This window comes from Pseudomonas sp. JAI120, from assembly GCF_014207255.1.
Classification (GTDB): Bacteria; Pseudomonadota; Gammaproteobacteria; order Pseudomonadales; family Pseudomonadaceae; genus Aquipseudomonas.
Genome location: NZ_JACHCZ010000011.1, coordinates 36,317 through 61,613 on the forward strand (window position 1 = coordinate 36,317; position 25,297 = coordinate 61,613).

The following is a 25,297-nucleotide window of genomic DNA, read 5'->3' on the forward strand; positions in this document are numbered from 1 at the left end:
ATTGTTGTATGAAAAAGTTGATTGTCACCGGTGCGGCCAATGGGATTGGCCGGGCAACTGTGGAAAAGGCTATCCAGGCAGGTTATTTCGTCATCGGTGCCGACAAGGACGCCGAAGGCCTGTGTGCGTTACAGCGCACTTACACGGCGGATGTATTGGAAACCCATGTCGCGGACTTTTCTGATAATGCGCTGATCAAGGGTTTTATACCTGCACTGTACGAGCGCCACGCAACGATTCATGCCTTAGTTAATAACGCTGGTATTTACCACGGCAAAAGCGTCTACGCCTATTCCGATGCTGAAGTGGACGAAATCCTGACGGTGAACCTCAAGGCACTGGTTTATCTCTCCAAAGACTTCGCCGAACGGGAAATGAAACACGAAGCGCCGCGCAGCATCGTCAATATCGCCTCTGTGGCCGGCGAAGTGGGCAGTTGCGATGCCTTGTACGGCGCCACCAAGGCGGCAGTGATCGGCCTGACCAAAGCCAACGCCTGGAATTTCGCGCCGTTCGTGCGGGTTAACGCGGTGTCGCCGGCGCTGATCCACGACACCGCCATCTACGACACCATCCCCGAATACCGCCGCGCCGAGTACGCGCGCCAGGAAATCCTCAAGGAGCCGATCTTGCCCGGCGGCGTTGCCGAGGTCATTTTGCTGGTGATCAGCGATGCCATGCGTCATGTCACCGGCAAGGTCATTGCGGTGGACAACGGAGCCTACCCACGATGAGCCCGTCCACCCCCAAGAAGAAACTGCTGCTGGTGGGCGCAGGCAACCTGTGCCTGCAGATCCTGAAGATTCTCGGGCCGAAAAATGCCTTTGAATTCGTGGTGCTGGGGCGCAATGAAGACGCGACCTTGCGGCTGTGCAACCTGGTGGCACTGTCGTGTGCGCAGTTGGGGCACGACATTGCGATCAAGCCGGTGATTGCCGACCTCACCGATATCGACCGGGTGACGCGGGTGCTGCGTGAAGAGGCGCCGGACCTGGTGGTGAACTGCGCATCGTTGCAATCGTGGCGGGTAATTACCGGGTTGCCCAAGCTCTCGTTCGAGCAACTCGACCAGGCGCAGTTCGGCCCCTGGCTTCCCATGCACCTGACGCTGATGCATCACTTGATGCAGGCGGTAAAAGCCTCCGGCATCGTGACCAGGACAGTCAACGCGGCCTTTCCCGATGCGGTCAACCCGATCCTGGCCAGGGTCGGTCTGGCGCCGGATATCGGGGTGGGCAACGTGGCCAACCTGATCCCGGCAGTGCGATTTTCCATCGCGCGGCTGCTCGAGTGTGAGCCTGCCGATGTGCAGGTGTGCCTGTATGCCCAGCACTATTTCAGCCACTACGTGCCGCGCGGCGGCTTGCCCCCGCGTGCCAGTTACCGCTTGCTGTATGAGGTTCGCGACCGTCCGGCCGTGACCCACCTGCCGGCCGAAGCGATTTTTTCCACGGTTAAATCCGAGTTCCGCCGCCTGGGCGGTATCGATGGGCAGTTCCTCACGGCGTGCTCGGCCGTCACCGTGATCGAAGGGCTGTTTTCGCCCACGCCGGTGCGTGTGCACGCGCCCGGCCCGCTGGGGTTGCCGGGCGGCTATCCGGTGTGGTTGCAGGAGGGGCAGATCAACGTGCAGTTCAGCGCCGAATGCCCCCAGGACGAAGCGGTGCGCATCAATACCATCTGCCAGAGCCAGGATGGCATCGATGAAATTCATTGCGATGGCTCTGTCACCTATAACCCGCAATGCATGGCGGTGATGCAGGCGATGCTGGGGTACTCGAAGAAAACCATGTCCATCGAACAGTCCGCCGAGTTTGCCCACGAATTGTCGAGCAAATACCTGTCTTTCAAACATTCAACCTGGTAGGTGTGTGATGAATCAGATGTCGGTGCACAAGCGCAGCGAAGTCGCCAGTTACGCAACGCAATACTCGAAAAAATTCGTCGAACGCTGGGATGATTTGATCGATTGGGAGAAAAGAAAGGCGGGTGAGAACGGGTTCTTTGAGAACCTGCTGAGGCAGCACGGCGTGAAGTCGGTGATCGACGTGTCCACGGGCAGTGGTTTTCATGCGGTACAGCTTAAACAGGCGGGGTTTGATGTCGTCGCTACGGACGGCAGCAGCACGATGTTGACCAAGGCCCGGGAGAATTTTCGGCAACGCGGGTTGGCGATCGAATCGCACTACCGGGACTGGCAGTCCCTCGATCCTGCTGAGCTCGGGCGCTTCGATGCCGTGGTGTGCCTGGGCAGTTCGCTGTGCCATGTGTTTGCAGCCCATGAACGGTTGGAGGTGCTGGAGAAGTTCAGGGCATTGCTCAATCCGGGCGGCTTGCTGATTGTGGATCAACGTAATTTCTTTGCCATTCGCGCAGGCAAGTTCAAATCCAGTGGTAATTACTATTACTGCGGTACACACGCATCCGTTGGCTTGGGGCAGGTCGATGAACACGTGTGTGAGTTCATCTACTCGTTCGATAACGCCGAGCAGTACCGGTTGCAGGTCTATCCGCTGTTGCCGGGCGAGTTGAAGGGGGAGGTGCTCAAGTCCGGATTTTCCGCCCATGAGAGTTACGGGGATTTCCAGCGTGACTACGACATGATGAATTGTGATTTTGTCATCCACACGGCGCGCGCCGTTTAAGGAGAGCCTGATGAGCACATGGGTACAAAGTAGCGCGCGCCCGTTGGACAGCGTCGTGCTGGCGGTGGTGTTGACCGGGTTCGTGGCCAGTACCTACGGGTTTGGCGTTTACCTGTTCGCCAACCTGGTGGTGGACATGCGCCGCGACATCGGTTTCGACTACACCACGGTGGGCCTGATCACCGGCGGCGCGCAGATCGGCTTCCTGCTGTTTTCATCGGTCACCAGTTATATCAGCCGTTTTTTCGAAGGCTGGAAAATCAGCCTGGTGTCGACGGTGATGACATCCCTGGCGTTGTTGGGGCTGAGTGTCAGCAACAGTGTCTGGTTATCCGGGGCGCTGTTGATTTTGCTCGGCGGCTGCTCGGCCTCGGTGTACATCCCGCTGGCGGAGATTGTCACTAAGGGCTTCAGCCCGGGTAATCGCTCGCGGGTCATGGGGCTGATTTCCAGTGGCACCAGCTACGGCGTGTTCATAAATGGCTTGCTGGTGTCGTTCCTCACCCTGCAGGGTGGTTGGCGCTCGATCTGGCTCACTGCGGGCCTGATCTCGGTGGCCCTGTGCGTGGTGGCCTGGTTTCTGCTGCGCAACATGGAGGCGGACAAGGACGCCGGCTTTTCCGGGCAGCGTTCGACGGCCTTCGACAGCCACGCACCTTGGTTGAGTCGCTCGCTGTACCTGACCTGGGCCATTGCCTTTTTGAATGGGATGGCGCTATTGCCGTTCCAGACTTACCTGGCTCCGTTCCTGCGGGATGAGTTGGGGGTGTCGGTGCAGGACGCCGGGTTTGTCTGGACCACCATCGGCGCGGTGGGCATGGCCTCGGGCTTTCTGGTGGGATGGATTGCCGACAAGGTGGGCGTCAGGGCGTCGCTGGCCATGTGCTTTCTGAGTGCGGGGCTGGCCGCCACCCTGGTGTTCAGCTTCAACAGCCTCCCGCTGTTTTACCTGGCGGCATTTTTGTTTGCGCTGGCGTTCTACCCCATATTCGGGCTTGTCCCCAGCTACATCGGGCAAATCGTGCCGGTCAGCCGACTGACCCAGGCATTTGGTATTGCCAATGTGCTGATCGGCCTGGGTGGTGTGTGCGGCAACTTCCTGGGCGGTTTTTCCAAGGACCTGACCGGCTCGTTCTCCACCGTCTACTGGGTGGTTGCGCTGTTGCTGTTCGTGCAATGCGTGATGGTATTCCTGTTGGGTAAACCGCCTGTGGCGGTGACGGAGGGTAAGCGGCCATGAGTCATTTTGCGGAACGTCCAGACCGGAATCTGCATGCGTTTGCGTTCAGCCATCTCGGCGCCGAACGCTCGCGTATACCGCAAAAGCCTTTGGTCATCTGGATGACGGGCATCTCGGCTGCCGGCAAGTCGACGATTGCCGATGCGTTGGACAGGGCCTTGCAGGCACAGGGGCGCTTGACCTGCATCATTGACGGCGACTCGGTGCGCGGCGGCTTGTGCCGGGACCTGGGTTTTACCGACAGCGACCGCACTGAGAATATCCGGCGGGTCGCCGAAGTGGCGCGCTTGATGCTGGACGCTGGGCTGGTGGTGATCGTGGCGCTGATCTCTCCGTCGGCGGCCAGCCGGCATTACGCGCGCGCCATTGTCGGCAATGAGCATTTTGTCGAGGTGTATGTGGACGCGCCGCTGGAAACAGCCGAACAACGTGACCCTAAAGGCTTGTATAAAAAGGCCCGCCTGGGGCTGATCCAACACTTCACCGGTATTGATTCGAACTACGACGTGCCGATCTTTCCAGAAGTGCACGTGGACACCCAGGCGCTGTCTGTCGAACAGTCTGTCGCGACTATTCTCGATTGGATGGCCCGCAACAACGAGCGCACATAGCCGCTGGTCTTCGCGCCGAGGTGGCGGTGCCTGCACGTTCAGAAAACAAGGTAATCTGCGCCATCGCAGCCATACCGCGTTTTTTCAGGAGCAGGCATGACGCATTTCACCGGCACTGCAAAATCCATCCGTCTGATTGGCGGGGTTCAGGTATTGGACTTCATCAATACAACCAACGGCCGCCGCCCTGGGTCGCCGCTCAAGGTAATGGAAGAGCGGCTCACCAGTTTTCAGTTCTTCTTTGAATGGGCGCTGCACGCCTCGTTGATCTCCGCCCAGGAGTTCGCTGAATACAAGGCCATGGTGTTTGAGTCGCCTATTTCCTACCAGCCGGATCTGGACGCCATCATTGCGTTCCGCGAATGCCTGTATGCCGTGTTTTATCCGTTGTCCTTGCGTCAGGCTGCGCCTGATGACGCCTTGCAGCAGATCAACCTGAATTTCCAGCAAGGCACCGCCTGGCGTGTACTGCGCACGGTTGACGGGACGCCGGCCTGGGCGTGGAAAACCTGCACCTCTGCCCAGGAACTGAGTGCAATGTTGATCGGACGGCTGGCAATCGAGGCCACGCAATTGCTGGTGTCCGGTGATCTTCGCGCCTTGAAGTGCTGCACGGCCACCGACTGTGATTGGCTATTCCTGGATATCTCCAAGAACAAACTGCGCAAATGGTGCCAGATGAGCGTGTGCGGCAGCCGGGAGAAATTGAGTCGCCTTAAACAGGCGCTTTAGTCTCCAGGCAGTGTCGCGGTCGACGGGTAGCAATTGCTCCGCTTAATAGGAAGCATTACTATTCACGCCCCGCCTCCCCAGTGCTCCCGCGATGATCCCTCAGCCGCCCCGCAGAACAGGCTTTTTCGAGCACTACGAAGAGTTGATCGGAACCTGGACGCGCCGCCTGAGAAATCGTCAGCAGGCCGAGGACCTGGCCCATGACACCTTTGTGAGAGTGCTGGAGACAACCGCCTCCCAGGTAGAGCAACCGCGCGCTTATCTGCATCAAACTGCGCGAAATATCGCCGTGGACGCCTACCGACGCGAAGATCGGCGGGAAGCCATGGCGTTGGAAGCCTTTGATCAGCGCCAGCCCCACGGCGGCGACCCGGAGCATTTCATGCATGCGATCCAGTTGGCGGACTCTATCGAACGGGCCTTGGCCGAGTTGCCGCTCAACTGCCGCAGGATTTTCATCTGGCAGAAGATCGAGGGCCTGACCCAGCAGGAAATCGCCGAGCGCCTGGGCTTGTCTAAAAATATGGTGGAAAAGTATATGATCCGCACCCTGCGGCATTTGCGTGACCGCTTGGACGCGATGGCCCCATGACACACGCTCGCTCTGAAACAGGACCTTCCATGATGGATAACCGTGCCCGCGACGAAGCCGCGCAATGGTTTGTACGCCTGCAAGACGGCGAACTGAGCGCCTCTGAGCGTCAACGGTTCGAGGCCTGGCGCAATGAGCATCCCGATCATCCATACGAATTCGATGTCTTGCAGGGAATGTGGAGCGCCACTGACCTGCTGCCCAAGGCCCGCTTGCAGGCGCTCTGTGATGGGCCGGCCGAACGCCCCAAGCGCCAAGCCATGTTGCGTTATGCGGTGGCCGCAAGTGTCGTCGCTGCTGCCTTGGGCCTGGGATTATTCAGCGGGCTTGATCATCCAGAACCCTACAGCGCCGAGTTCAGTACGCGTGTGGGTGAGCATCGCCAGGTCGCGTTGCCCGACGGTTCAGTGCTGGACCTCAACAGCCGCAGCGTGGTCGCGGTGCACTATGAAAAGGACCGGCGCGGCGTGGAACTCAAGCAGGGCGAGGCGATGTTCAGCGTCGAGCACGATACCCGCCGGCCCTTCGTGGTCGATGCCGGGGCCGGGCAGGTGACGGTCACCGGCACCCGTTTCGATGTCCGCCGCGATGATGACCAGACCCGCGTGATGGTCGAGGCAGGTACCGTAAAGGTGCAGGGGCACTCTGTGGACAACGTGGTGACGCTGACGGCAGGCCTGGGTACCCAGGTCGACAGCAAAGGGCGGGTAGCAGCGGCCTATGACGTGAACACCGAGGAACTGACTGCCTGGCGTAACGGCAAGCTGGTCTTCAATAACGCCTCGCTGAGTGAAGTCGTCCGGGAAGTGTCCCGCTACCGCGAGCAACCGCTGCGGGTCGGCACGCCGGCTGTGGGTCGCCTGCGCCTGACCAGCGTGTTCAAATCCGACGACACCGATGCCTTGCTCAAGGCCCTGCCACACATCCTTCCGGTCGCACTGCGCACCTTGCCGGACGGCAGCCAGGAAATTATTTCACGCTGACATTCAGGTTTTTTTCGAGTTCTTCGTCTTCTCCTGCAACTGCAACTGGTTTGCATTAACAGCCGTGTACTTTTGCGATCACAGGACTAGGTTCGACGTGAAAAAACTTGCCGCCTATCACAATAAAATCTCCCGCTGGGTACCTCTGGCGCTGGTGCTCGCTGTCAGTGCCTCCATGCCTATGGCCTACGCTGCCGAGGGTATTCATATCCAGGCCCAACCCTTGGGCGCGGCGCTGAGCCAGTTGGGCCAGCAGACTTCCCTGCAAGTGTTCTTCAGCCCCGATTTGGTCGCCGGCAAGCAGGCGCCGGCGGTAGACGGCAACCTTTCCCCTGAGCAGGCCCTGCGCCAGCTCTTGCAAGGTAGCGGCCTGGATTACCAGATCGACGCGGGCTCCGTGACCCTGCGCCCGCTGAGCAACGGCACCGGAGAAGCCGGCTCGCCTCTGGAACTGGGTACCACCGATATCAAGGTGGTCGGTGACTGGCTCGGCGATGCCGACGCCGACGTGGTGCAGAACCACCCCGGCGCGCGCACGGTGATCCGTCGCGAAGCGATGGTCGAGCAGGGCGCAATGAACGTCGGTGACGTACTGCGCCGCGTGCCCGGCGTGCAGGTGCAGGAATCCAACGGCACTGGCGGCAGTGATATTTCCCTCAACGTTGGCGTACGCGGCCTGACGTCGAGGCTGTCGCCACGCTCCACCGTGCTGATCGACGGCGTACCGGCGGCGTTCGCCCCGTATGGCCAGCCACAATTGTCGATGGCACCGATTTCCGCCGGTAACCTGGACAGCATCGACGTGGTGCGCGGCGCCGGTTCCGTGCGTTATGGGCCACAGAACGTCGGTGGCGTGATCAACTTTGTGACCCGTGCGATTCCCGAGAAGTTCTCCGGCGAAGTCGGCAGCACCCTGCAAACCTCGGCCCACGGCGGCTGGAAGCATATCGACAACGCCTTTATCGGCGGCACGGCCGATAACGGCATCGGCGCGGCTTTGCTGTACTCCGGGGTCAATGGCAACGGCTATCGCAACAGCAACAACGGCAACGATATCGACGACGTGATCTTCAAGACCCATTGGGCGCCGACCGACCAAGACGACTTCTCGCTGAACTTCCATTATTACGACGCCAGCGCCGACATGCCCGGTGGCCTGACCCAGAAGCAGTTCGACGCCAACCCCTACCAATCGGTGCGTGACTGGGACAACTTCAGCGGCCGCCGCAAGGACGTGTCCTTCAAGTACATCCGGCAGATCGACGACCGCACCCAGGCTGAAGTGCTGACCTACTATTCCGACAGCTTCCGTGGCAGCAACATCGCCAACCGCGACCTGAAAACCCTTGGCTCCTACCCGCGCACCTACTACACCTTCGGCATCGAACCACGGGTGTCCCATGTGTTCGACGTGGGCCCCAGCACCCAGGAAGTCAGCGTCGGCTATCGCTACCTCAAAGAAGGCATGCACGAGCAGGCCACCAGCCTCAACCTGGTCAATAACGTACCGACACCGGGCGGGCAGAGTGATGGTCATGTCTACCAGGACCGCACCGGTGGCACCGAGGCCAGCGCCTTTTATATCGATAACAAAGTCGATATCGGCAAGTGGACCATCACCCCGGGTATTCGCTTCGAAGACATCCGTACCGAATGGCACGACCGCCCGGTGGTTGCGCTGAACGGCACTCGCACTCAGGAAAAACGCCGCGAAATCCACAACACCGAACCGCTGCCGGCACTGAGCGTGATGTACCACGTGTCCGATGCCTGGAAACTGTTCGCCAACTACGAGACTTCGTTTGGCAGCCTGCAATACTTCCAACTCGGGCAGGGCGGCACCGGCGACCAGACCGCCAACGGCCTGAACCCGGAAAAAGCCAAGACCTACGAGGTGGGGACACGCTACAACGACAGCGTGTGGGGGGGCGAGCTGACATTCTTCTACATCGACTTCTCGGATGAGCTGCAATACGTCAGCAACGATGTGGGCTGGACCAACCTCGGCGCTACCCAACACACGGGTATCGAAGCCTCGGCCCACTACGACCTGTCGAACCTGGACTCGCGCCTCGACGGCCTCACGGCGAATGCCGGCTTCACCTACACCAAAGCCACCTCCGAAGGCGACGTACCGTTCAAGGGCCGTGACCTGCCGCTTTACTCCCGTGAGGTGGCCACCCTGGGCCTGCGTTACGACTTCAATCACTGGACCCACAACCTGGATGTGTACGCCCAGTCCGGCCAACGCGCACCGGGTACCACCAGCACTTACATCACCCAAGGCACGGCGGACGGGCGGTTCGGCGATATCCCAGGTTATGTTTCAGTCAATGTGCGCAGCGGTTATGACTTCGGCGAACAGTTGTCGAACCTGAAGTTGGGCGTCGGCGTGAAAAATATCTTCGACCAGCAGCACTACACCCGTTCCAGTGATAACAATGCCGGCTTGTACCTGGGCGAACCGCGTACGTTCTTCGTTCAGGCCAGCGTCGGGTTCTGATCCGTCCCGGTTTGGAAATATCGCAGTCCTTGGCCGGGCTGCGATTCTTCTGCTCCTTTCCTACACTGTTTCGGCGCATCTTGCTGCTTGATCAGGAACCGATTCCGACAAAAAGCCACACATGGGCTAGCTGACAAGCTTCGACTTCATGGTTGGAGCGCCCGGCTGAAGATTGCGCTCACCGTATTGGAGAAACTTATGTCGGTATCGATGCTCGATACACCCGTACCCACCTCATCAAACCCTGATTCTTCGCAGGTCAAATCCAGCCCTGCGGCAAACAACAGCCGTGCGGCACCGGCCGCACCATCCTTCAGCGGTCAAAACGCTGCAAACGTCAGCTTCCAGTCCCGGGAAAGTGCGGCCGGGCCAGTGTTCGGCGGTCAATCGCAGGCGACAGCGCGTAATAGTGTTGCAGATCCCGCGGCCCATCAAAAAAGCGCTTCTGCGCAGTCGGGTTTACTGGATCAGATCAGGCATTGGGTGAACCCATGGTTGGGTTGGGGGCGACCACCGCACCATCCAGGTTGGAGCAATCCTCCACCCCGACCCATGCCTGTCATCAGCAACCCACCGCCACGCCCATTCCCTACCTTGCCAGGCATGCCTGACCCGCAGTACTCCCTCAAGAACAATGAAGACTTGGCAATGCAGCTGCGTGACAACTTCAATGCCTTCAGGGACCCCAGGAACCCTGGGTATATCAGTGCCGACAGCATTCGAGCGATGGCGAATAAAGGTTGGTCTCCGTTTCCCAGCGTCAACGAGAACATTCGCCTGGCCAAAGAACTGCTGCGACGTCCGGAACTGATGAGTGCGCTTGACCGGCACACCTCTACCGGTGCGCTCGATGGTCTGATCGACCGGAATAATGTGAACGCAGTTATCTACGGACAAAACTACTTCAAATACAAGACTGACAAGGAACTGGCCGGTGAGATGCTCGAGCATTTCAACGAGTTGAAAGGCAGCCCCTGGAACCGAGAACTGAACGTCAACGATCTGAGAAAGCTGGCTGCCGAAAACCTGACGGGTGACTCTCCCAGGGATCACCTGATCCAGTTGTCCCAGGAAATTCTAAAGCGCAGTGATGTGCTGAGGCAGATGGATGACCTGCTCAGCAGGCCGGGTGACCATAAGATCAGTTGGGCTGGGCTTTACTTTCTGGCTCGCTGAGCGACACCCAGGCGCCGCGAATCGGATGCGGCGCCTGCATCCATCCTTTCAGGAACTGTTTACGCCAATTCGCCACACAGACTTTATCCACCGGCACCAATCAACTCCGGCGGTTTTCAGATTCTGAGTGAGGGCTAACCAATGACTTCAACCTCGTTTCGTTCATCCCAGCCCAGCTGCCAAGAGCTTTTTCGCAACCCCCATGCAGAGGACACCACGCTGTTGGAGAGGGATGCCGCATCGCGCGATACCTTTGCCCCTTCGAATGTACATGCGGCCGAAGCCCAGCGGATGAAGGCTTTTGTCGGCCAGCACAAATTCCAGGCACCTGTTGCGGGTGACTTTTTCCGGGGCATGCGGGTGGAGGAAAAAAGCGCCCATGACGATACTACTGCGCCGAAAAACGCCGGCCTGCTCAATGGCCTGACCGCTTGGTGGCGCAAGCAGAAACTAGGTTGATGCTGCCCTGCGGTTACAAACACTCAAATTTTACTGGAGTCCATTTGGCCTCTCTCCGGAACCACTGTTTTCCGAGAACCACTTAATCGCTGGTTGTTGATTTCGAGGCGTTTTTGACGATCGAACAACCAGGGGCCGGTCCACGGAATCTAACTATGCTGGAGATGAACTATGTCTTTCATGATCAATAATCCAGGGGGTGTCCCGCCTGGGTTGAATACAGCGACGGGGAACGGCCATGCCCGATACGGGGTAGATGCACGCGCGCTTGGCAAATCGCTCCCCACGCAGCAGCCTTCATTCGATAGTAAGTTCGCGAACGGTGCCCAGCGGCATTTCGACGGTCAAAACCTCTACGGGGGCATGTCGAATGTGGGGAACCCCTATGTCAGTTCGGACGACCACCTGCTGGCGACTCAACTGAACAACGTCTTTCCTATGCTGGGTGATTTCAAGGAAGGTGGCCGCCTGACCCTGAAATCATTGACGAACATAGCCAACGCGAAACCTGGCGAGAGCAAGGTCCCCGAACGTACGATCATGCTTGCCCGGGAGATACTCAATCGCCCACGACTGGGCGAGTCGATTGTTGGCAAGGGCAATGAAATCACCCCGGACAGCCTCGAAAAAGCCGCCAGTTTGATGATTGGCAATACCAATCCCAACACTCAGAGCGCCGACCCCTACCATGCGAAAACCGACGCACAGGTCGTCCAGGCGTTCAGGGGCATGTTTGATGACTTGCGGGACACGTCGGAAGACCGCACCTTTTTTTTCGAGAAGCACCGGTATGTGAAGAAAGAGACGATTATCGAGATGAGCAAGGATCCTGACGAAACAGACAAAAATGGTCAGGTTGTGCGGGATATGGCCACTGGGTTCCCCAAGAAGAAATACAGCGAGCAGCAGGTATACATGGCCAAGAATCTGGTCGAACGACCCGGGCTGTTGGCTTCGCTGGACAGCACCAAGGCTAACGGAACCAACATTTTCGGCAGCCACAACGATGATGGCTGGTTGAAGAACTACAGCATTGATCGCTGGTTGAAAAACGATAAGGAAGAGAAGGGGCGATAAATCACTCAGGCGTGCATGAGCTTCTTGAAAGACTCAAGAGGCTCATGTTTTTCTTCGTTCATACCCGCAGTATTTTTCCGCTGACCGCCACCGCTACCAGCAGTACCCCGATCAACAGGAAGGCGGTTGCCAGGCTGCTGCCATGGGCAATGAACCCGATTACGGCAGGCCCGGTCAGAATGCCGGCATACCCGAGGGTAGTAATGGCCGGGACGGCAATGTGTTCCGGCATGACGTTTTGCTTGCCGACGGCGGTGTAAAGCACCGGAACAATATTTGAGCAGCCGGCCCCTACGAGGGCATAGCCCAACAGCGCCATTTCCCAGGCGGGTGATAGCGTGGCGAGGAAGATACCGGCCGCAGCGAGCGAGCCACCGGCCACGATTACCCAGGTGGCGCCCAGGCGCCGTACGATGGCATCACCGGTCAATCGCCCCGCCGTCATGGTCAAGGCGAACGCCGCGTAGCCCAGCCCGGCGTAGGCTTCATCCAGGTCGCGCTCGGCGCTGAGGAACACCGCGCTCCAATCGAGCACCGCGCCTTCGGCCAAAAACACAATAAAACACAGGCAGCCGATAAACAGCACCACGCCATGGGGAACCGCAAAGGCAGGCCCTGAGCTTTCACTGCCATAAGGCAACAGGTGTGGGCCGGCCTTGAGCAGCGCCACCACCATGACAGCGATCACCACCAAGGTCGCCTGCAGTGGCGACAGGCCCAGCCCCAGGAGCCCGGCGACACCCGCCGCGCCGACAATCCCCCCCAGGCTGAACAATCCGTGAAACCCCGACATCATGGTTTTGCCGCTGGCTCGTTCGACAATCACCGCCTGCAAGTTGACCGTGGAATCCACTGTGCCCAGGCCGGCACCGAACAGGAACAAACCGGCCATCAGCAACGGAATCGAACTGACCGTGGCCAGCATCGGCAAGGCCAGGCAGATCATGATCGTACCGGCCGTCAGCACACGTCGGCAGCCAAAGCGCGACGCCAATGCGCCCGCCGCCGGCATGGCGATGATCGAGCCCACCCCCAGGCACAACAGCAACAGACCCAGCGTGCCTTCACTCAGGTCTGCGCGCGCCTTGGCATAGGGCACCAAGGGAGCCCAGGCGGCGATACCGAAGCCGGCGATGAAGAAAGCGATGCGGGTCGACATTTGCTCCAGACGCCCGGGAACCACGGGCGCAGAGGTGGGGATGGCAGTCATGAAAAATCCTTGGTTTAGCGTTCAACGAACGATGTCCGGCGCGACATCCTTGCACATCAGGCCTTGGGGGGCGAGCCGGGTTCCCCTCGAGATAAGTGCCGATGATTTTTTTTACAATTCGGGAACGTTATAGGCGTTGGCAACCACGCATGGGTTGGCGTTCCGGAAGGTGTGTAATTCCTGTGGGAACTGGTGAACCCCGGGTTTCTCACGGTGGATTACCACCTTCCGGACCGCCTCCCACACACCCTGCGTTGTGTAATACGCTGCTCGCCCAATCCTGTAGACAACCGAGCGGACGCATCGATGAAGATTGCAAGGCAAGTGGCGCCATGACCCAGTTCTATGACGCACGGGGCAACATTTACGGGGTCGCCAGCCCGGCGTTTTTACGACAGCAGGGCATCGAGGTGCCCAACAGCGCGGCGCATGCCGCGAGGACTCGCGAGGCTTGGACTGCGTCGGCCGTAAGCTCCGAATGCGAGTGGGGTTCGACGCCGCGCCCGGCCAATGCCAAGGCCCACCGCTGTGATGGCTTGCTGGTTGGCCCGTTCCAGGCCGAGCCGCCGTTTGACCTGTTGATCGTGAACACCGACGGCTCCCTGGCCGAGCGCAGTGGCAATGGGTTGACGATTTTCGCCCAGGCGCTTACTGACCAGGGCTTGATGACCGAGGCCTGTGATTTGCGCGTGCACCATGACAAGCCCGACGTGGTGTCGCCGGTGGTGACTCGGGTCGAGCCTGCTGTCTATGAACACCGCTCTGGATTCTGGCTGGCATTGGGTTTGCCCGGATTCGGGCCATCTGCCGTGGGTGCGCAAGGGGTGGAGCAGGTGTTCCTGGGCGGCATTGAACTGAGCCATGTGAAGGCGTTGGCGGTGATCAACCCACAGTGGGCATACAGTCAGTTTGTGCGTGTGGGCAATCCTCATTGTGTGACCTTGGTCGAACACGTGTCAGCCTTGCCGAACAATCTGCTGATGCAACAGCCGGCGCTGTTCGAACCGTTGCAGGCGATTGCCTTCGCCCCCCCGGCAGGAAGCGGCGAGCCATGTTTGGCCGGAGTCAATTTGCAATGGGTCGCCAGGCAATCCGGCAACCGTGTTGTTGCCCGGGTGTTCGAGCGGGGAGAGGGCCCCACGGCGTCCTCCGGCACCAGCGCCAGTGCCGTGGCATGTGCGGCGTGGCGAGCGGGTTGGGTTGAGGGCGATGATGTCGCGGTGGTGATGCCGGGCGGCACTGCGCCAGTACGCTTGCATACCCAGGTTGATACGCTGCTGAGCGTCAGTCTGTTCGGGACTGCACGGCCTCAGACATGAAGTCTTTTGAACAGTTGACGCCCTGAGTGGGTGTCAGCTGTTTCGCTATTAATTAATTGATTAGATAAAAGTTGGTGTAGGGCATTTCTTATACTTTAAGAAGTAGCACATTGGCTTGGGTTGTTATTTCGTAAAAGACACTTCAATCTCAGTTGTACGAAACTTCTTTTTTATTTTTTGGGGGACCGGTTTTTTTCTGAGACCGCTACGCTTCAAGGTGTTCAGGCGCTTTTTCTCGGCAACTTATTCAATGTTTGGCGGGGGAAGTATTTCAGTCCGGTAATAAATATCTATATTGGCGGGTAACAACGGATGGTTAACGCGTTTGTTTCGTCACGTTTCAAATTAATCCTTCCAGGCATAAAGACTGACTTTCAAGTACTGGCGTTCAAAGGCCAGGAGGTGCTTGATCAGCCGTTTTTCATCCAGGTGCAGGTGGTCAGCGAAAACCCTTCACTGGATCTGGAGTCACTGCTCCACCAGCCCGCCTACCTGGCTTTTGGCGACGCCAATGAAGGCCTGAACGGGCAGATTTACGCAATTGGCCGCGATGACCCCGGGCGGCGGCTCACCCGCTATCACCTGACGTTGGCGCCGCATCTCGCCTACCTTGCCCATCGACGCGACCAGCGGATTTTCCAGCAGCGCAGCGTTCCGCAGATCATCGCGGCAGTCCTCGAACACCACGGCATCCTGGCCGACCGCTATGCCTTTGAACTGGGGCCGGTGGTCTACCCACCGCGTACGTTCTGCGTGCAATACGCGGAAACCGACCTGCATTTCATCCAGCGGCTGTGTGAAGAGGAGGGCATTCATTACCACTTCCGTCACAGCGAGAACCAGCATGTGCTGGTGTTTGGCGACGACCAGACCGTATTTCGCCGCCTGCCTGCGCAGCGTTATTCGCCTGCCGGCGGGCCGCTGGCCGAAACGCGAGTTATCCAGCGTTTCGACGTACGCCTGGCTACCCGCAGCCAGCAAACGGTGCGTCGTGATCATGACTTCGAGCATCCGTCCTTATGCCTGCAAGACACCGCGGGTTCTGCCTCAGCGCAACCTCTTGAGGACTACCACTACCCGGCTGGGTTTACCGGCCATGCACGGGGTGCGCGCCTGGCTCGCAGGGGGTTGGAGCGCCTTCAGATCGGCCGATATCGAGCGTTGGGCAAGAGCGACCAGGCGGTGCTGCGCAGTGGGTATTTTCTTGAGCTGCACGACCATCCGGATCCGGCCTGCAATGATTTATGGTTGATCACTTCGGTCCGTCACGAGGGTTATCAACCGCAGGTGCTGGAGGACGCGGCAGGTGAGGTGGATGGATTCCAGGGGTATCGCAACCGTTTCACTGCGACACCCTGGAGTGCACCGTATCGACCCCCTCTCAAGCACCCCAAGGCGACCATCCACGGCACCCAGACCGCAACGGTGACCGGGCCTGCCGGTGAGGAGGTGCATTGCGATGCATACGGCCGGGTGAAGGTACGGTTTCACTGGGACCGACTGGACAAGAGCGATGACAAAAGCAGTTGTTGGGTGCGGGTGGCATCTGGTTGGGCCGGAGACGGGTTTGGCGCAACGATGATCCCGCGGGTGGGCATGGAAGTGCTGGTGACGTTCCTTGAGGGCGACCCGGATCAGCCGTTGATCAACGGTTGCCTGCCCAATGCATTGCACATGCCGACCTATTCCTTGCCGCAACACAAGACCCGCAGCATCTTGCGCAGTCGCAGCACCCCGGGCGGAGGCGGCGGCAACGAATTGCACCTGGAAGACCACCGTGGCAAGGAACTCATCTACCTTCGGGCTCAGCGGGACCTGGAGCAACAGGTGGGGCATGACAGTCGCCTGGAAGTGGCCGGTGAGCGGCATGAAATCATCCGAGGATTAAGCGCGGTTCACCTGGAAAGCGAGGAGCATCGTCACGTCACCGGTGACCGCAAGGTTGTGCTCAAAGCCAGCGACCATCTGGACGTGCAAGGCGATAGCCAGACCTATGTCGGGCAGACCCTGGTGATTGAAGCCGGGCAACAGGTGCATCTCAAAGCGGGTGCCGGCCTGGTGATCGACGCGGGCGTACAACTGAGCTTCAAGGCCGGCGGGGAGCACCTGGTGATCCAGGCAGGCGGCATTTTCAGCAGTCGGCCAATCACCCTCGGTGGCACCCCGTCCGCGACCGGGTCGGCGAACTCCCTGTTGGTTGCCGAGAACCCGAAAATCTCTGCCACACAGGGCGCCATCATGCACTTGGCCAGACAACTGGATGCGGACTTCTGCCCTGTATGTGAGTGCTGCAGCGAAGGCCTCTGCACTGTCGGCGGGAGGGCAGCCTGATGGAAAACCTTCCACACCGATGGATGAACCAACAGCAGCAGGCGGGGTACAGGCTGTGCCTGATGCTTGAGGGTAGTAACGCAGCTTGCCAGCCACTGTTGGCGGCACGTGGTTTTCCAGCGTACTGCCGCCTCTACGCACAAACCCCACTGGCGGAAATGGCCACGGCCGGCCCCGTGATCCTGTTGCTGGATCAGGTAGGGGAGCCCGCATTGCTCGATCTTCTGCAGGAACCTGAGATGAATTGGGGGTGGTTGGGCAGTTTGCCAAACGCGGACCTGACGCACATGTCCCGGCATTGGCGCGACCGGCTGCTGGTCGGACCGGAGAATAACCGGACGCTGTACCGCCTTCACGACAATCGTACGTTGGCGCGTGCACTCAGCCATCTGGGTCTTGAGCAATGGCCAGCATTCCTCGGCCCACTGATCAGTGTGTGCTACTGGCATGAAGGCAGTTGGCACTGTGGCGACAACCCTGCTCCCGGTGACTATCCGGTGCCCGAGCCAGCCCCTTGGTTGAACACGCCCAACCCGAATGCCTGCGCCATCCTGCACGCCAATATCCTGCGTTACCTGCTGGCTGAGCACAGTGAAGACCTGGCGGCATTGGTTGAATTTCATGATCCAAGAGTCTGGCTGACCCAGGTCCTTGAGCAGGCTCGCGCCTGGCAATGGAGTAGCCCGGAACAGCTGGAGTTCCTGGTCGTGCGACGGTTGGAAGAGGCCACTCGCAGCAGCGTGATTCGGTGGCAGCCGATGGTTGGAGAAACACCGCAGGATCACTTTGAACGAGTTAAGCAGCAGTGGCACATGTTGGAGAACAAGGATGAGTAAGCGTGTATGGGGCGTGTTGCTTGCGCTGGCAATGGCGGGACTTTCGGGGTGTGCGATGAAGCCGGTTGATCGCTTTACGTTGGAGGTGGATTTACCTGCGGAATTTGAACTTAAAACTGCCGCCAACTACGGGCCCGCAACGGGTGAGACCTGCACCTTGCCAAGGCGCAGAGGCAAGAGGCCGGAGCGGAAGGTCTTTTTTACCGAGTACAAGCCGGTGGCAAGTCGGGCGAGTTATGAGTTGCCGCTGAGTGAAACGGTAGAGGGGTGTCCGCTGGTATTACGCAGTGTGGAGTTTGATTTTTACGCGAAGTGGGGAACGCGGGATTCGGATGTTGGGGGGGATATGGGGGGGATTTCCATTCGGGATCGTCTGGAGGGGGATAGGCCAGGAATGCCTGAGTCGGGAGTTCAGGAACTGTCTTGGCAATGTCAGTGGTTGTTTCGAACTGTGGGGCCGATACATGCGATCAGAAAGGTTCTGAACTGTAATTCGCTGGGTGCTACAGGGCAAAAATATAAAGCTCACTCGCGCGGTGTTTTTTCGCGAGATGAATTGGGCGGGAAAAAAGTATTGATAAAGCTGAGCCTCATGAGTGAGGAGCGACCTTATATGGGCGATAACTGGGTTCGTTTTCCTCAAGGATGGAAACGCTGTAGAGGCAAAAGTTTTGAGGACCAGTACGCGTTTTGTGGGGGGAACACTACAGATTTCAAATCCTTCAAAATGCCCGATGGGCGTGTATGTGACATATATCCAAGTTGCAGTGAATAAGGATGTTCAAGCATGACGATGGAACAATGGAAAAAACCGTTTTTTAACGCAAAAATGCCCGCCTGTACGGTGCGTGGAGACTGGTTGAGTTTTTGTCTAGTGGACGAGTACGGTGACGGGAAAGCTTATGGAGGGCTCAAGTATGAAATTTTTGACAGTGTAGGGCAGCGATACGCGGGCCGTTTGAATGGAGATGGCTTTGTACGATTAGAGGGGCACTGCCGTGGTCCTGTAGTGTTGGTTTTCGATGCTATGTATCAGGAGTTGGGAAGCTACTATTCGACATTGCAGAGGCGAGAAAAGTATCCGTTACCCATCACCGACCTTCAGGTCAGAGCTGAACAAACGAAATTTTCAACATCCAGCGGTGAGCAAACCGAGAGCAATTCTGCGCGGCAGAAAGCTGACCACTTTTATCAGGTTGAAGTGAGCGACTTGGTTCGTCAGGGCTCCCATTTACCGGCCGTGACACCCACTGCTTACCGGCCCAAACGCCACGCACTAAAAATGATGGCCGATCTGGGGTTCGGTCCTTCCCAACCCTCCTTATCAGGGGTCGTGTTGTTCCCGAGCAATCACACCGTTCTCGAAGTACGTCCACTGCGAGCCCTGCGTCCAATGCTCTCCACGGAAGACCGCTTCTGTGCCTTGAATCTGTATCAACTGGCACTGTTTGCCGCGTTGAGTTACTGCGATTTTGGCCAGGAGCCCCCAGACAAACCATTTGATCAAGTACGCTTTCCACTGGATCCCAGTGTTGGAAATTTGTTTGCTGAACAACTATCTGGGTTTCACCAGGCCTGGCGAGTTGATCCGGAGCAAGTGCGACGTTTTTATCCGCTTTATGAGGATGTCCCTTACTCACGGCGTTTTGAAATTCTGCCCTTCGATCCTGAGCTGTATCCGCAAAATCGTCCGGAGTTGGAGGAAAAACAGGAACACCCTGCGGGTTTGCACTTCTTCGATGACGAAAAAGGCGGTACTGATACCCAGGCTTTCATAACTCACCACGATGAGGTCATCCTGATAGCGGTGCGTGGCACCGCCAGCCCATCTGATGGATTGCGAGATGCCAACGCCCATCAAGTGCCCTTCATCGATGGCGTAGGCAAGGCGCACGAGGGTTTTTATCAGGCGTACCGAGCAGTGCGTAACTTCGTGTTGCGATACCTCGACCAGTTTCATGTCGGGCAACGAATAGTTATATGTGGTCATAGCCTTGGCGGCGCCATCGCGTTGCTCTTGGCTGAGGGGCTGCGCCGAATTTCCGACGCGCACTACAACATCCTCCTCTACACCTACGGCGCCCCCCGCGCCGCCGACTCTGAGTTCAACACCGGCGCCTCCACGTTGGTTCACCACCGCATCGTCAACCACAACGACCCGGTCCCCAGCGTCCCGGCCCCTTGGATGAACACCACCGCCAAACTCTGGATCCCCGGTGCCGTCACGCTGTTCAGCGCCCCCACGGCCGGGGGCCTGTTATTCGCCGCCGGCCTGGTGCGTATTGGCGGTAACCCCTACCAACACCACGGCGATCAACAGCACTTCATGCCGATCGTGCTCCCGGACGGTACGCATTCGTCCGTGCTGTGGAAGCCGGGCTGCGAGTCCATTGAAGAAGCCGGCCGCAACCGAGCATGGCAAACGCGCGGTGACATGCCCGATCGCGATGGCCTGATCAAGCAGTTGGTGCAATACAAACAGCATTTCATGACTGCCAGCTACATCCCGGCCGCCTGGGCGACGTTGCGTCGCTGGCAACAAGCTGTGGATAGCAACGGTCCTCTGGTTACCCAAAGGGAGTTTGAACTGCTCGACCATGCCCTTGCGACCATGCGCAAACAACTGCGAGACAAGCGGCGTGAACTGACTCGACAGCGCCCGGCCAACGACCGTGCCTATGAATACCATGAGCCGCTGAACGCCGAGATCGACCGCCTGCACACCAGTCGCGAGCGCCTGCAAACCCTGCGCTGGCGTCGTCTTGAAGCGCGTGATGTGTATGGCAGCCATAGCCACTCCTCCAACCTGCAACCCAGTCTCAAGCGCTGGCTTCGCCATCGTGAAAACCAGGAGTTGCCTCAGGTCGCCAGCATCCCTCCCGCTGCGCAGAGTGAGCTGGGGAGGGCACAACCGCTGGATCTCGACTCAATCGTGTGATCGGCGTGCTTATACAAACTCCACCTGCGCCGGCTGGCGTTTCATCAGCACCTTGCCGTGGCGAATCGAGTACAGCGGTAGCCCTTGGCTGCGAATCACCTCGTAGTCGCTGTCGGCTGAGAGGATCAACAGGTTGGCCGGGCGCCCGGCCTCAAGGCCGTAACGGTCACCCAGGGCCATGGCCTTGGCGCTGTTGTCGGTCACCAGGTCGAGGGCGCTTTGCAGGTTGCGGTAGCCGAGCATATGGCAGATGTGCAAACCGGCTTCCAGCACGCGCAGGATGTTGCCGTTGCCCAGCGGGTACCAGGGATCGACGATGGAGTCCTGGCCAAAGCATACGTTCATGCCGGCCTCCAGCAGCTCGTTGACCCGGGTGACGCCGCGGCGTTTCGGGAAGCTGTCGAAGCGGCCCTGCAGGTGGATGCTTTCGGTGGGGCAAGAGACGAAGCTGATCCCGGAGTGCCCCAGCAGGCGGAAGAGTTTGGCGCAGTAGGCATTGTCGTAGGAGCCCATGGCCGTGGTGTGGCTGGCGGTGACGCGGGCGCCCATGTCGCGGCTGCGGGCTTCTTCGGCGAGTACTTCGAGGAAGCGTGAATGCGGGTCGTCGGTTTCGTCGCAGTGCACATCCACCAGGCAGCCGGTGCGTTCGGCCAGGTCCATCAGGAACTTGACTGAACTCACGCCTTGGTCGCGGGTGTATTCAAAGTGAGGGATGCCGCCGATCACATCAGCGCCGAGGCGAATGGCTTCTTCCATCAGCTCGCGGCCGTTGCGGTACGACTCGATGCCTTCCTGGGGAAAGGCGACGATTTGCAGGTCGATCAGGTGCGTGCTTTCTTCGCGCACTTGCAGCATGGCCTTGAGCGCCGTGAGGTCGGGGTCGGTGACATCGACATGGGTGCGTACATGCTGGATGCCGTGAGCGGCGAGGGCCTGGATGGTTTTTTTGGCGCGGGTCCTGGTGTCTTCCTCGGTGATGGTGGCCTTGCGTTCGCCCCAGCACTCGATGCCTTCGAACAGGGTGCCGCTCATGTTCCAGCGCGGTTCGCCGGCGGTGAGGGTGGCATCGAGGTGAATATGCGGTTCGACGAAGGGCGGTATCACCAGGTTGCCGGCCGCATCCAGGTCATCGGCCGCCATTAACGGTGCTGTTGTTTGTGGGGTGATGCTGGCGATCCGGCCGTGTTCCAGGTGCAGATCATGCAGGCCTTCACGGTTGCGCAGGCGGGCGTTGATGATGTGCATGGGCAAGTTCCTCTTGGCTAAAAACAATCAGGCAGACAGCCGCCAGATCATCAGGGCGATGCCGATGTCCAGGCGGTCATAAGCGTTATCCAGCGTCAGCCCACACAGGGCTTCGATGCGCTGGACACGGTGTGTCAGGGTATTGCGGTGTACGGCCAGGCGCTGGGCGGCAGCCACAAGGTTACCATTCTCGTGAAACCAGGCTTCCAGGGTCGGCATCAGGCTGGGCCCGTGGTGCAGGTCGTGACGCAGCAGCGGGCCCAGGCGTTCATTGAGGAATTGGTCGAGCAGGGCGCGATCACGCACGCCGCTGAGCAGCTTGAGCACGCCCAGTTCGTCATACACGCACAGCCCGGCACGTTCGCTGAACCGTCGTGCCGCCGCCAATGCCTGGCGTGCTTCGTCCTGCGCCTGGGCCAGGTGCGCGGGTGGGTGTGCGGCGGCACTCAGGCCGATAAACAATTTCAGCGGTGCCAGGCGCAGGTTGAGCGGGTTCAGCCAACTGGCCAATTGTTGGCGATTGGCCAACGCCGTGACGGCATCCGGTGCCGGCAGCAGCAGGGTCCATTGCCCGGCGCGACCCAGTACCGGCAGCACCGCCGATAACTGACGCAAGCGTCGACTGATAGCGTCGTGTTGCCGCGCCAGCTGCGCCTCCACCTGTGCCGCGTCGCCTTGGGCAAACAGCAGCTCACTGCCTTCCACCTGCAGTTGGGCGACCTGCCAATGCCCGGCCAGTGACATGTTCAATTGCACGGCCCGATGCAGCAGCAAATCCAGGGATTGATAATCCCCGGTCAGCAAGCGCTCCAGCACGTCGTGCCGCGAGCGCCCCAGTTGTTCGGACTGGATCAGCGCCGAACCAATCGCCTGGGTCACCAGCACCATTTTCAGCGAGTAGGGCTGCTCGATCAGCGGCATGCCGGCGGCTTCGGCGGCGTCGAGCAAGCGCTGGGGAATCGCCTGGATATACGCCGCTCCCGTCAGGATCACCAGCCCGGCCACTTGGCGCTGGCAGGCTTCGTCCAGCAGTTGCAGGAGGTTGGCCTCATCCCGAGGGTGATTGATGCCGGTGACGAACACCAATTCACCACCCAGCACCCACTCGGCGATCCCACTGTTTTCCGCCACATAAGGCCAACGCACGACGTTATCCAGGGCGGCAGCGCCGGCGCGCAGGCACATGGATTCCAGGCCCGGCAACGCCAGTACATCCGCAATCGTCAGGCTCATGCCCGGGCATCAGCCAAGGGTACACGCAGCACGGCGGTGAGTACGACGTAGGTCAGCGACGCGGCAGCGATACCCACCAATGGCGCGACCCACGGCGAGTTGAACGCCAGCACGGTCCCCACCGCGTACGCCACCAGCCCGGCCCAGTTGAAGGCCGGCAGGCGTGCATCCGCCAGGCGCGGGTAGTGGCCGCGCCAGCGGTAGAAGAAGTCCGCCATGATCACCCCGCCAATCGGCGGAATCACCGTGCCCAGCAGTATCAGGTACGGCACCAGCATGTCGTACATGCCCAGCAACGCCAGCAAGGTGCCGATCACCGCACCCGTCAACGTCACGGTTTTGCGGCGTTTGGTGCGCAGCAGGTTGCAACCGGCCACGGCGAAGTTGTAGATGGTGTTGTCCTGGGTGCTCCAGATATTGAGCAGCAACATGGCCATTGCCGCCATGGCGAAGCCTTGCAGCAGCAACACTTCGACCACATCGGGCTGTTGGTAGACGATGGCGCCATAGGCGCCGATCAGCACCATCAAACCATTGCCGATAAAGAACCCGATCAGGCTGGCCAGCACCGCGACCTTGGCCGAGCGGGAAAACCGCGTCCAGTTGGTGGCCTGGGTGGCGCCGCTGACGAACGTGCCGAACACCAGGGTGATCGCCGTGGACACATCCAGCTCGCCGGTCGGCACCACCGCCAGCAGCCCATCCAGCCCGCCGACTTTCACCGTGGCGACCCACATCGACAGCAACAGCAACAGGCCCATGGCTGGCACTGCGATGTAGGAAAGAATCTCCAGCCCGCGATAGCCCACGTAGGCCGTGGCGCAAAATACCAGGCCGAACAGCACCATCAACGCCAGCACGCTGCCCTGGCTCAGCTCGAAATACTTGCCGAGCACTACGGCGGCCGTGGCGGTGCCCCAGGCGTACCAGCCGATCTGGGTGAAACCGAGGATCAAGTCACTGAGCTTGCTGCCCACCTCGCCAAAGCAGAAGCGGCCCATCAACACCGAGTTCAACCCGCTCTTGAACGCGATGTAACCCAGGCCTGCGGCGTAGATACCCAACAGCAGGTTACCCAAGGCCACCACGCCGAGCATCTCGGTGAAACTGAACGCCACCCCGAGCTTGCCGCCGGCAAACATGGTCGCGGTAAAAAAGGTGAAGCCCAACAGCACCATTGCGGTGGATGCCAGGCCCTTGCGCGCATGCATGGGGACTTCGCTTAAGGGGTAATCGTTGCCCGGTTCTTGCTGCGTCATGTCCGTGCTCCCTGAATGAGTGACGCAGGCCTATTGCACCGGGCGTGCCAAATCAGCGGCAGTGACAGGCGCACGGTCGGCGCTGTGCACTGTGCACAGTATTTATAGCCAAATAGGGGGGAACCGCAGGTAGGCGTGTTCGCTGTGCCCAATCGGGCACGAAAGCGGTGCAGCAGTGGTACAAATTGGATCAGTCGAACAGCGTCTGCGTGGTCTCGCCGCGATGAAAGGCAAACGCCGCCTCCAGATCACTTTCGATGGTGCGCCCACGGGACAGCGGCGGCAGGTCGTCGAGGGTAAAAAAGCCCACCTCGGTGGTCTCGAACCCGGCCACCGGCGCCAGTTGATCCACCCGGTCACACAGGAAATACAACTTGTAGAAATCCCGCACATCCGGCCGATACAACCCCTTGGCCTTGTGGGTGACGCTATACAGTGCGCGCGCAGTAACGCTCAGCCCGGCTTCCTCGCGAATTTCCTTGATGATGTTTTCCGCCGCCGACAAACCGATATCGGCATAACCACCGGGCAGCGCCCAGCAGCCGTCGGTGGCCTCGCGCACCAGCAGAATGCGCTCACCCTCGATCACCGCGCCACGCACGTCGATCATCGGCGTCGAATAGCGCTGGGCGAAATCCGAAACCAGCCCGGTGATGCGCTCCAGCGGCACGTTGCCCAGCTGCGCCAGCATGCTGTGGGCAATCTCGGCGATTTCTTCCAGGCGTTCGCGCTCGAAATCATCGGTGCAAAAGTGCAGCCCCGTGGAAGCCAATGCTTGCAAGCGTTTGGCTTGGGCCAGCCAGGTAGTTTCCATGGACATCTCCTCGGTGGCGAAGAAAGGGAAGGGTGGAAGGGTGCTACGGGAGGCACAAAAAAACCACCGCAAGGGTGGTTTTTTAACATCGCAG

22 protein-coding genes are annotated in these 25,297 nt (G+C 59.4%); 17 read left to right on the forward strand and 5 right to left on the reverse strand.

Annotated elements, in window-relative coordinates; genetic code table 11:
* Positions 1-8 precede the first annotated feature (8 nt).
* From HDC32_RS31510 to HDC32_RS31565, 12 genes are all read left to right on the forward strand, one after another.
* Positions 9-734: an SDR family oxidoreductase gene (locus HDC32_RS31510; protein WP_131700036.1), complete on the forward strand. Its 726-nt coding sequence runs from the start codon at positions 9-11 to the stop codon at positions 732-734.
* The gene (locus HDC32_RS31515; protein ID WP_184746688.1) at positions 731-1,867 is read left to right on the forward strand and encodes a hypothetical protein; all 1,137 of its coding nucleotides are present in this window, start codon (positions 731-733) and stop codon (positions 1,865-1,867) included. Before HDC32_RS31510 ends, HDC32_RS31515 begins: the two co-directional genes overlap by 4 nt.
* Before the next feature lie 7 nt (positions 1,868-1,874).
* Positions 1,875-2,645 carry a bifunctional 2-polyprenyl-6-hydroxyphenol methylase/3-demethylubiquinol 3-O-methyltransferase UbiG gene (locus HDC32_RS31520; protein ID WP_131700034.1) on the forward strand — a complete coding sequence of 257 codons (771 nt, stop codon included), beginning with the start codon at positions 1,875-1,877 and terminating at the stop codon, positions 2,643-2,645.
* Between the two features lie 10 nt (positions 2,646-2,655).
* Entirely contained in the window at positions 2,656-3,885 is a 1,230-nt protein-coding gene (locus tag HDC32_RS31525) for an MFS transporter (protein ID WP_131700033.1), read from the forward strand.
* Positions 3,882-4,496, forward strand: coding sequence for an adenylyl-sulfate kinase (gene cysC, locus HDC32_RS31530; RefSeq protein WP_145337072.1), 615 nt, complete (start codon positions 3,882-3,884; stop codon positions 4,494-4,496). Before HDC32_RS31525 ends, cysC begins: the two co-directional genes overlap by 4 nt.
* 96 nt (positions 4,497-4,592) lie before the next feature.
* Positions 4,593-5,228 carry a CGNR zinc finger domain-containing protein gene (locus HDC32_RS31535; protein WP_184746690.1) on the forward strand — a complete coding sequence of 212 codons (636 nt, stop codon included), beginning with the start codon at positions 4,593-4,595 and terminating at the stop codon, positions 5,226-5,228.
* A 91-nt stretch (positions 5,229-5,319) separates the two neighbouring features.
* Positions 5,320-5,820, forward strand: coding sequence for a sigma-70 family RNA polymerase sigma factor (locus tag HDC32_RS31540; protein WP_131700030.1), 501 nt, complete (start codon positions 5,320-5,322; stop codon positions 5,818-5,820).
* Between the two features lie 29 nt (positions 5,821-5,849).
* Positions 5,850-6,803, forward strand: coding sequence for a FecR family protein (locus HDC32_RS31545; RefSeq protein WP_184746692.1), 954 nt, complete (start codon positions 5,850-5,852; stop codon positions 6,801-6,803).
* Positions 6,804-6,900: 97 nt separating this feature from the next.
* On the forward strand, positions 6,901-9,306 hold the full coding sequence (locus HDC32_RS31550; protein WP_184746694.1) for a TonB-dependent receptor: 2,406 nt from the start codon (positions 6,901-6,903) through the stop codon (positions 9,304-9,306).
* 198 nt (positions 9,307-9,504) lie between these two features.
* Complete coding sequence (locus HDC32_RS31555) at positions 9,505-10,482, forward strand: type III secretion effector protein (RefSeq protein WP_184746696.1); 978 nt, start codon at positions 9,505-9,507, stop codon at positions 10,480-10,482.
* Between the two features lie 291 nt (positions 10,483-10,773).
* Positions 10,774-10,941: a type III secretion effector protein gene (locus HDC32_RS31560; protein ID WP_131700069.1), complete on the forward strand. Its 168-nt coding sequence runs from the start codon at positions 10,774-10,776 to the stop codon at positions 10,939-10,941.
* A 171-nt stretch (positions 10,942-11,112) separates the two neighbouring features.
* The gene (locus HDC32_RS31565) at positions 11,113-12,018 is read left to right on the forward strand and encodes a hypothetical protein (RefSeq protein WP_237683179.1); all 906 of its coding nucleotides are present in this window, start codon (positions 11,113-11,115) and stop codon (positions 12,016-12,018) included.
* 58 nt (positions 12,019-12,076) lie between these two features.
* Here HDC32_RS31565 and HDC32_RS31570 read toward each other — a convergent pair whose 3' ends face one another.
* Positions 12,077-13,228 (reverse strand): MFS transporter, encoded by a 1,152-nt coding sequence (locus HDC32_RS31570; RefSeq protein WP_131700028.1) that lies wholly within the window; start codon positions 13,226-13,228, stop codon positions 12,077-12,079.
* 332 nt (positions 13,229-13,560) lie between these two features.
* On the opposite strand from HDC32_RS31570, the gene HDC32_RS31575 reads away from it, so the two are divergent.
* The 5 genes from HDC32_RS31575 to HDC32_RS31595 all read left to right on the forward strand — a co-directional run bounded on the left by HDC32_RS31575 (position 13,561) and on the right by HDC32_RS31595 (position 20,652).
* Complete coding sequence (locus HDC32_RS31575; RefSeq protein WP_167656638.1) at positions 13,561-14,547, forward strand: diaminopimelate epimerase; 987 nt, start codon at positions 13,561-13,563, stop codon at positions 14,545-14,547.
* A gap of 312 nt (positions 14,548-14,859) precedes the next feature.
* Entirely contained in the window at positions 14,860-16,878 is a 2,019-nt protein-coding gene (locus HDC32_RS31580; RefSeq protein WP_145337075.1) for a type VI secretion system tip protein VgrG, read from the forward strand.
* Positions 16,878-17,714 (forward strand): DUF4123 domain-containing protein, encoded by an 837-nt coding sequence (locus tag HDC32_RS31585; protein ID WP_184746698.1) that lies wholly within the window; start codon positions 16,878-16,880, stop codon positions 17,712-17,714. The genes HDC32_RS31580 and HDC32_RS31585 overlap by 1 nt, the downstream gene beginning before the upstream one ends.
* Positions 17,707-18,489, forward strand: coding sequence for a hypothetical protein (locus HDC32_RS31590; protein WP_167656641.1), 783 nt, complete (start codon positions 17,707-17,709; stop codon positions 18,487-18,489). Before HDC32_RS31585 ends, HDC32_RS31590 begins: the two co-directional genes overlap by 8 nt.
* A gap of 12 nt (positions 18,490-18,501) precedes the next feature.
* Positions 18,502-20,652 (forward strand): lipase family protein, encoded by a 2,151-nt coding sequence (locus HDC32_RS31595; RefSeq protein ID WP_184746700.1) that lies wholly within the window; start codon positions 18,502-18,504, stop codon positions 20,650-20,652.
* Between the two features lie 9 nt (positions 20,653-20,661).
* On the opposite strand, the gene codA is transcribed toward HDC32_RS31595, so the two are convergent.
* The 4 genes from codA to HDC32_RS31615 form a co-directional block, all read right to left on the reverse strand.
* Positions 20,662-21,897 carry a cytosine deaminase gene (gene codA, locus HDC32_RS31600; RefSeq protein WP_131700023.1) on the reverse strand — a complete coding sequence of 412 codons (1,236 nt, stop codon included), beginning with the start codon at positions 21,895-21,897 and terminating at the stop codon, positions 20,662-20,664.
* Positions 21,898-21,924: 27 nt separating this feature from the next.
* Complete coding sequence (locus HDC32_RS31605) at positions 21,925-23,130, reverse strand: PucR family transcriptional regulator (RefSeq protein ID WP_184746702.1); 1,206 nt, start codon at positions 23,128-23,130, stop codon at positions 21,925-21,927.
* The gene (gene codB / locus HDC32_RS31610; protein ID WP_184746704.1) at positions 23,127-24,389 is read right to left on the reverse strand and encodes a cytosine permease; all 1,263 of its coding nucleotides are present in this window, start codon (positions 24,387-24,389) and stop codon (positions 23,127-23,129) included. The genes HDC32_RS31605 and codB overlap by 4 nt, the downstream gene beginning before the upstream one ends.
* A 190-nt stretch (positions 24,390-24,579) precedes the next feature.
* Positions 24,580-25,203, reverse strand: a complete 624-nt coding sequence (locus tag HDC32_RS31615; RefSeq protein ID WP_145337080.1) for an NUDIX hydrolase — start codon at positions 25,201-25,203, stop codon at positions 24,580-24,582.
* Positions 25,204-25,297: the final 94 nt, after the last annotated feature.

Bases quoted from the DNA above. Each gene is read 5' to 3' on its own strand.
- HDC32_RS31535 (WP_184746690.1), top strand. From the start codon at position 4,593: ATGACGCATTTCACCGGCACTGCAAAATCCATCCGTCTGATTGGCGGG.
- HDC32_RS31540 (WP_131700030.1), top strand. From the start codon at position 5,320: ATGATCCCTCAGCCGCCCCGCAGAACAGGCTTTTTCGAGCACTACGAA.
- HDC32_RS31580 (WP_145337075.1), top strand. From the start codon at position 14,860: ATGGTTAACGCGTTTGTTTCGTCACGTTTCAAATTAATCCTTCCAGGC.
- HDC32_RS31595 (WP_184746700.1), top strand. From the start codon at position 18,502: ATGACGATGGAACAATGGAAAAAACCGTTTTTTAACGCAAAAATGCCC.
- HDC32_RS31605 (WP_184746702.1), bottom strand. From the start codon at position 23,130: ATGAGCCTGACGATTGCGGATGTACTGGCGTTGCCGGGCCTGGAATCC.
- HDC32_RS31520 (WP_131700034.1), top strand. From the start codon at position 1,875: ATGAATCAGATGTCGGTGCACAAGCGCAGCGAAGTCGCCAGTTACGCA.
- cysC (WP_145337072.1), top strand. From the start codon at position 3,882: ATGAGTCATTTTGCGGAACGTCCAGACCGGAATCTGCATGCGTTTGCG.
- HDC32_RS31555 (WP_184746696.1), top strand. From the start codon at position 9,505: ATGTCGGTATCGATGCTCGATACACCCGTACCCACCTCATCAAACCCT.
- codB (WP_184746704.1), bottom strand. From the start codon at position 24,389: ATGACGCAGCAAGAACCGGGCAACGATTACCCCTTAAGCGAAGTCCCC.
- HDC32_RS31615 (WP_145337080.1), bottom strand. From the start codon at position 25,203: ATGGAAACTACCTGGCTGGCCCAAGCCAAACGCTTGCAAGCATTGGCT.
- HDC32_RS31525 (WP_131700033.1), top strand. From the start codon at position 2,656: ATGAGCACATGGGTACAAAGTAGCGCGCGCCCGTTGGACAGCGTCGTG.
- HDC32_RS31570 (WP_131700028.1), bottom strand. From the start codon at position 13,228: ATGACTGCCATCCCCACCTCTGCGCCCGTGGTTCCCGGGCGTCTGGAG.
- codA (WP_131700023.1), bottom strand. From the start codon at position 21,897: ATGCACATCATCAACGCCCGCCTGCGCAACCGTGAAGGCCTGCATGAT.
- HDC32_RS31590 (WP_167656641.1), top strand. From the start codon at position 17,707: ATGAGTAAGCGTGTATGGGGCGTGTTGCTTGCGCTGGCAATGGCGGGA.
- HDC32_RS31510 (WP_131700036.1), top strand. From the start codon at position 9: ATGAAAAAGTTGATTGTCACCGGTGCGGCCAATGGGATTGGCCGGGCA.
- HDC32_RS31545 (WP_184746692.1), top strand. From the start codon at position 5,850: ATGATGGATAACCGTGCCCGCGACGAAGCCGCGCAATGGTTTGTACGC.
- HDC32_RS31575 (WP_167656638.1), top strand. From the start codon at position 13,561: ATGACCCAGTTCTATGACGCACGGGGCAACATTTACGGGGTCGCCAGC.
- HDC32_RS31560 (WP_131700069.1), top strand. From the start codon at position 10,774: ATGAAGGCTTTTGTCGGCCAGCACAAATTCCAGGCACCTGTTGCGGGT.
- HDC32_RS31585 (WP_184746698.1), top strand. From the start codon at position 16,878: ATGGAAAACCTTCCACACCGATGGATGAACCAACAGCAGCAGGCGGGG.
- HDC32_RS31565 (WP_237683179.1), top strand. From the start codon at position 11,113: ATGTCTTTCATGATCAATAATCCAGGGGGTGTCCCGCCTGGGTTGAAT.
- HDC32_RS31515 (WP_184746688.1), top strand. From the start codon at position 731: ATGAGCCCGTCCACCCCCAAGAAGAAACTGCTGCTGGTGGGCGCAGGC.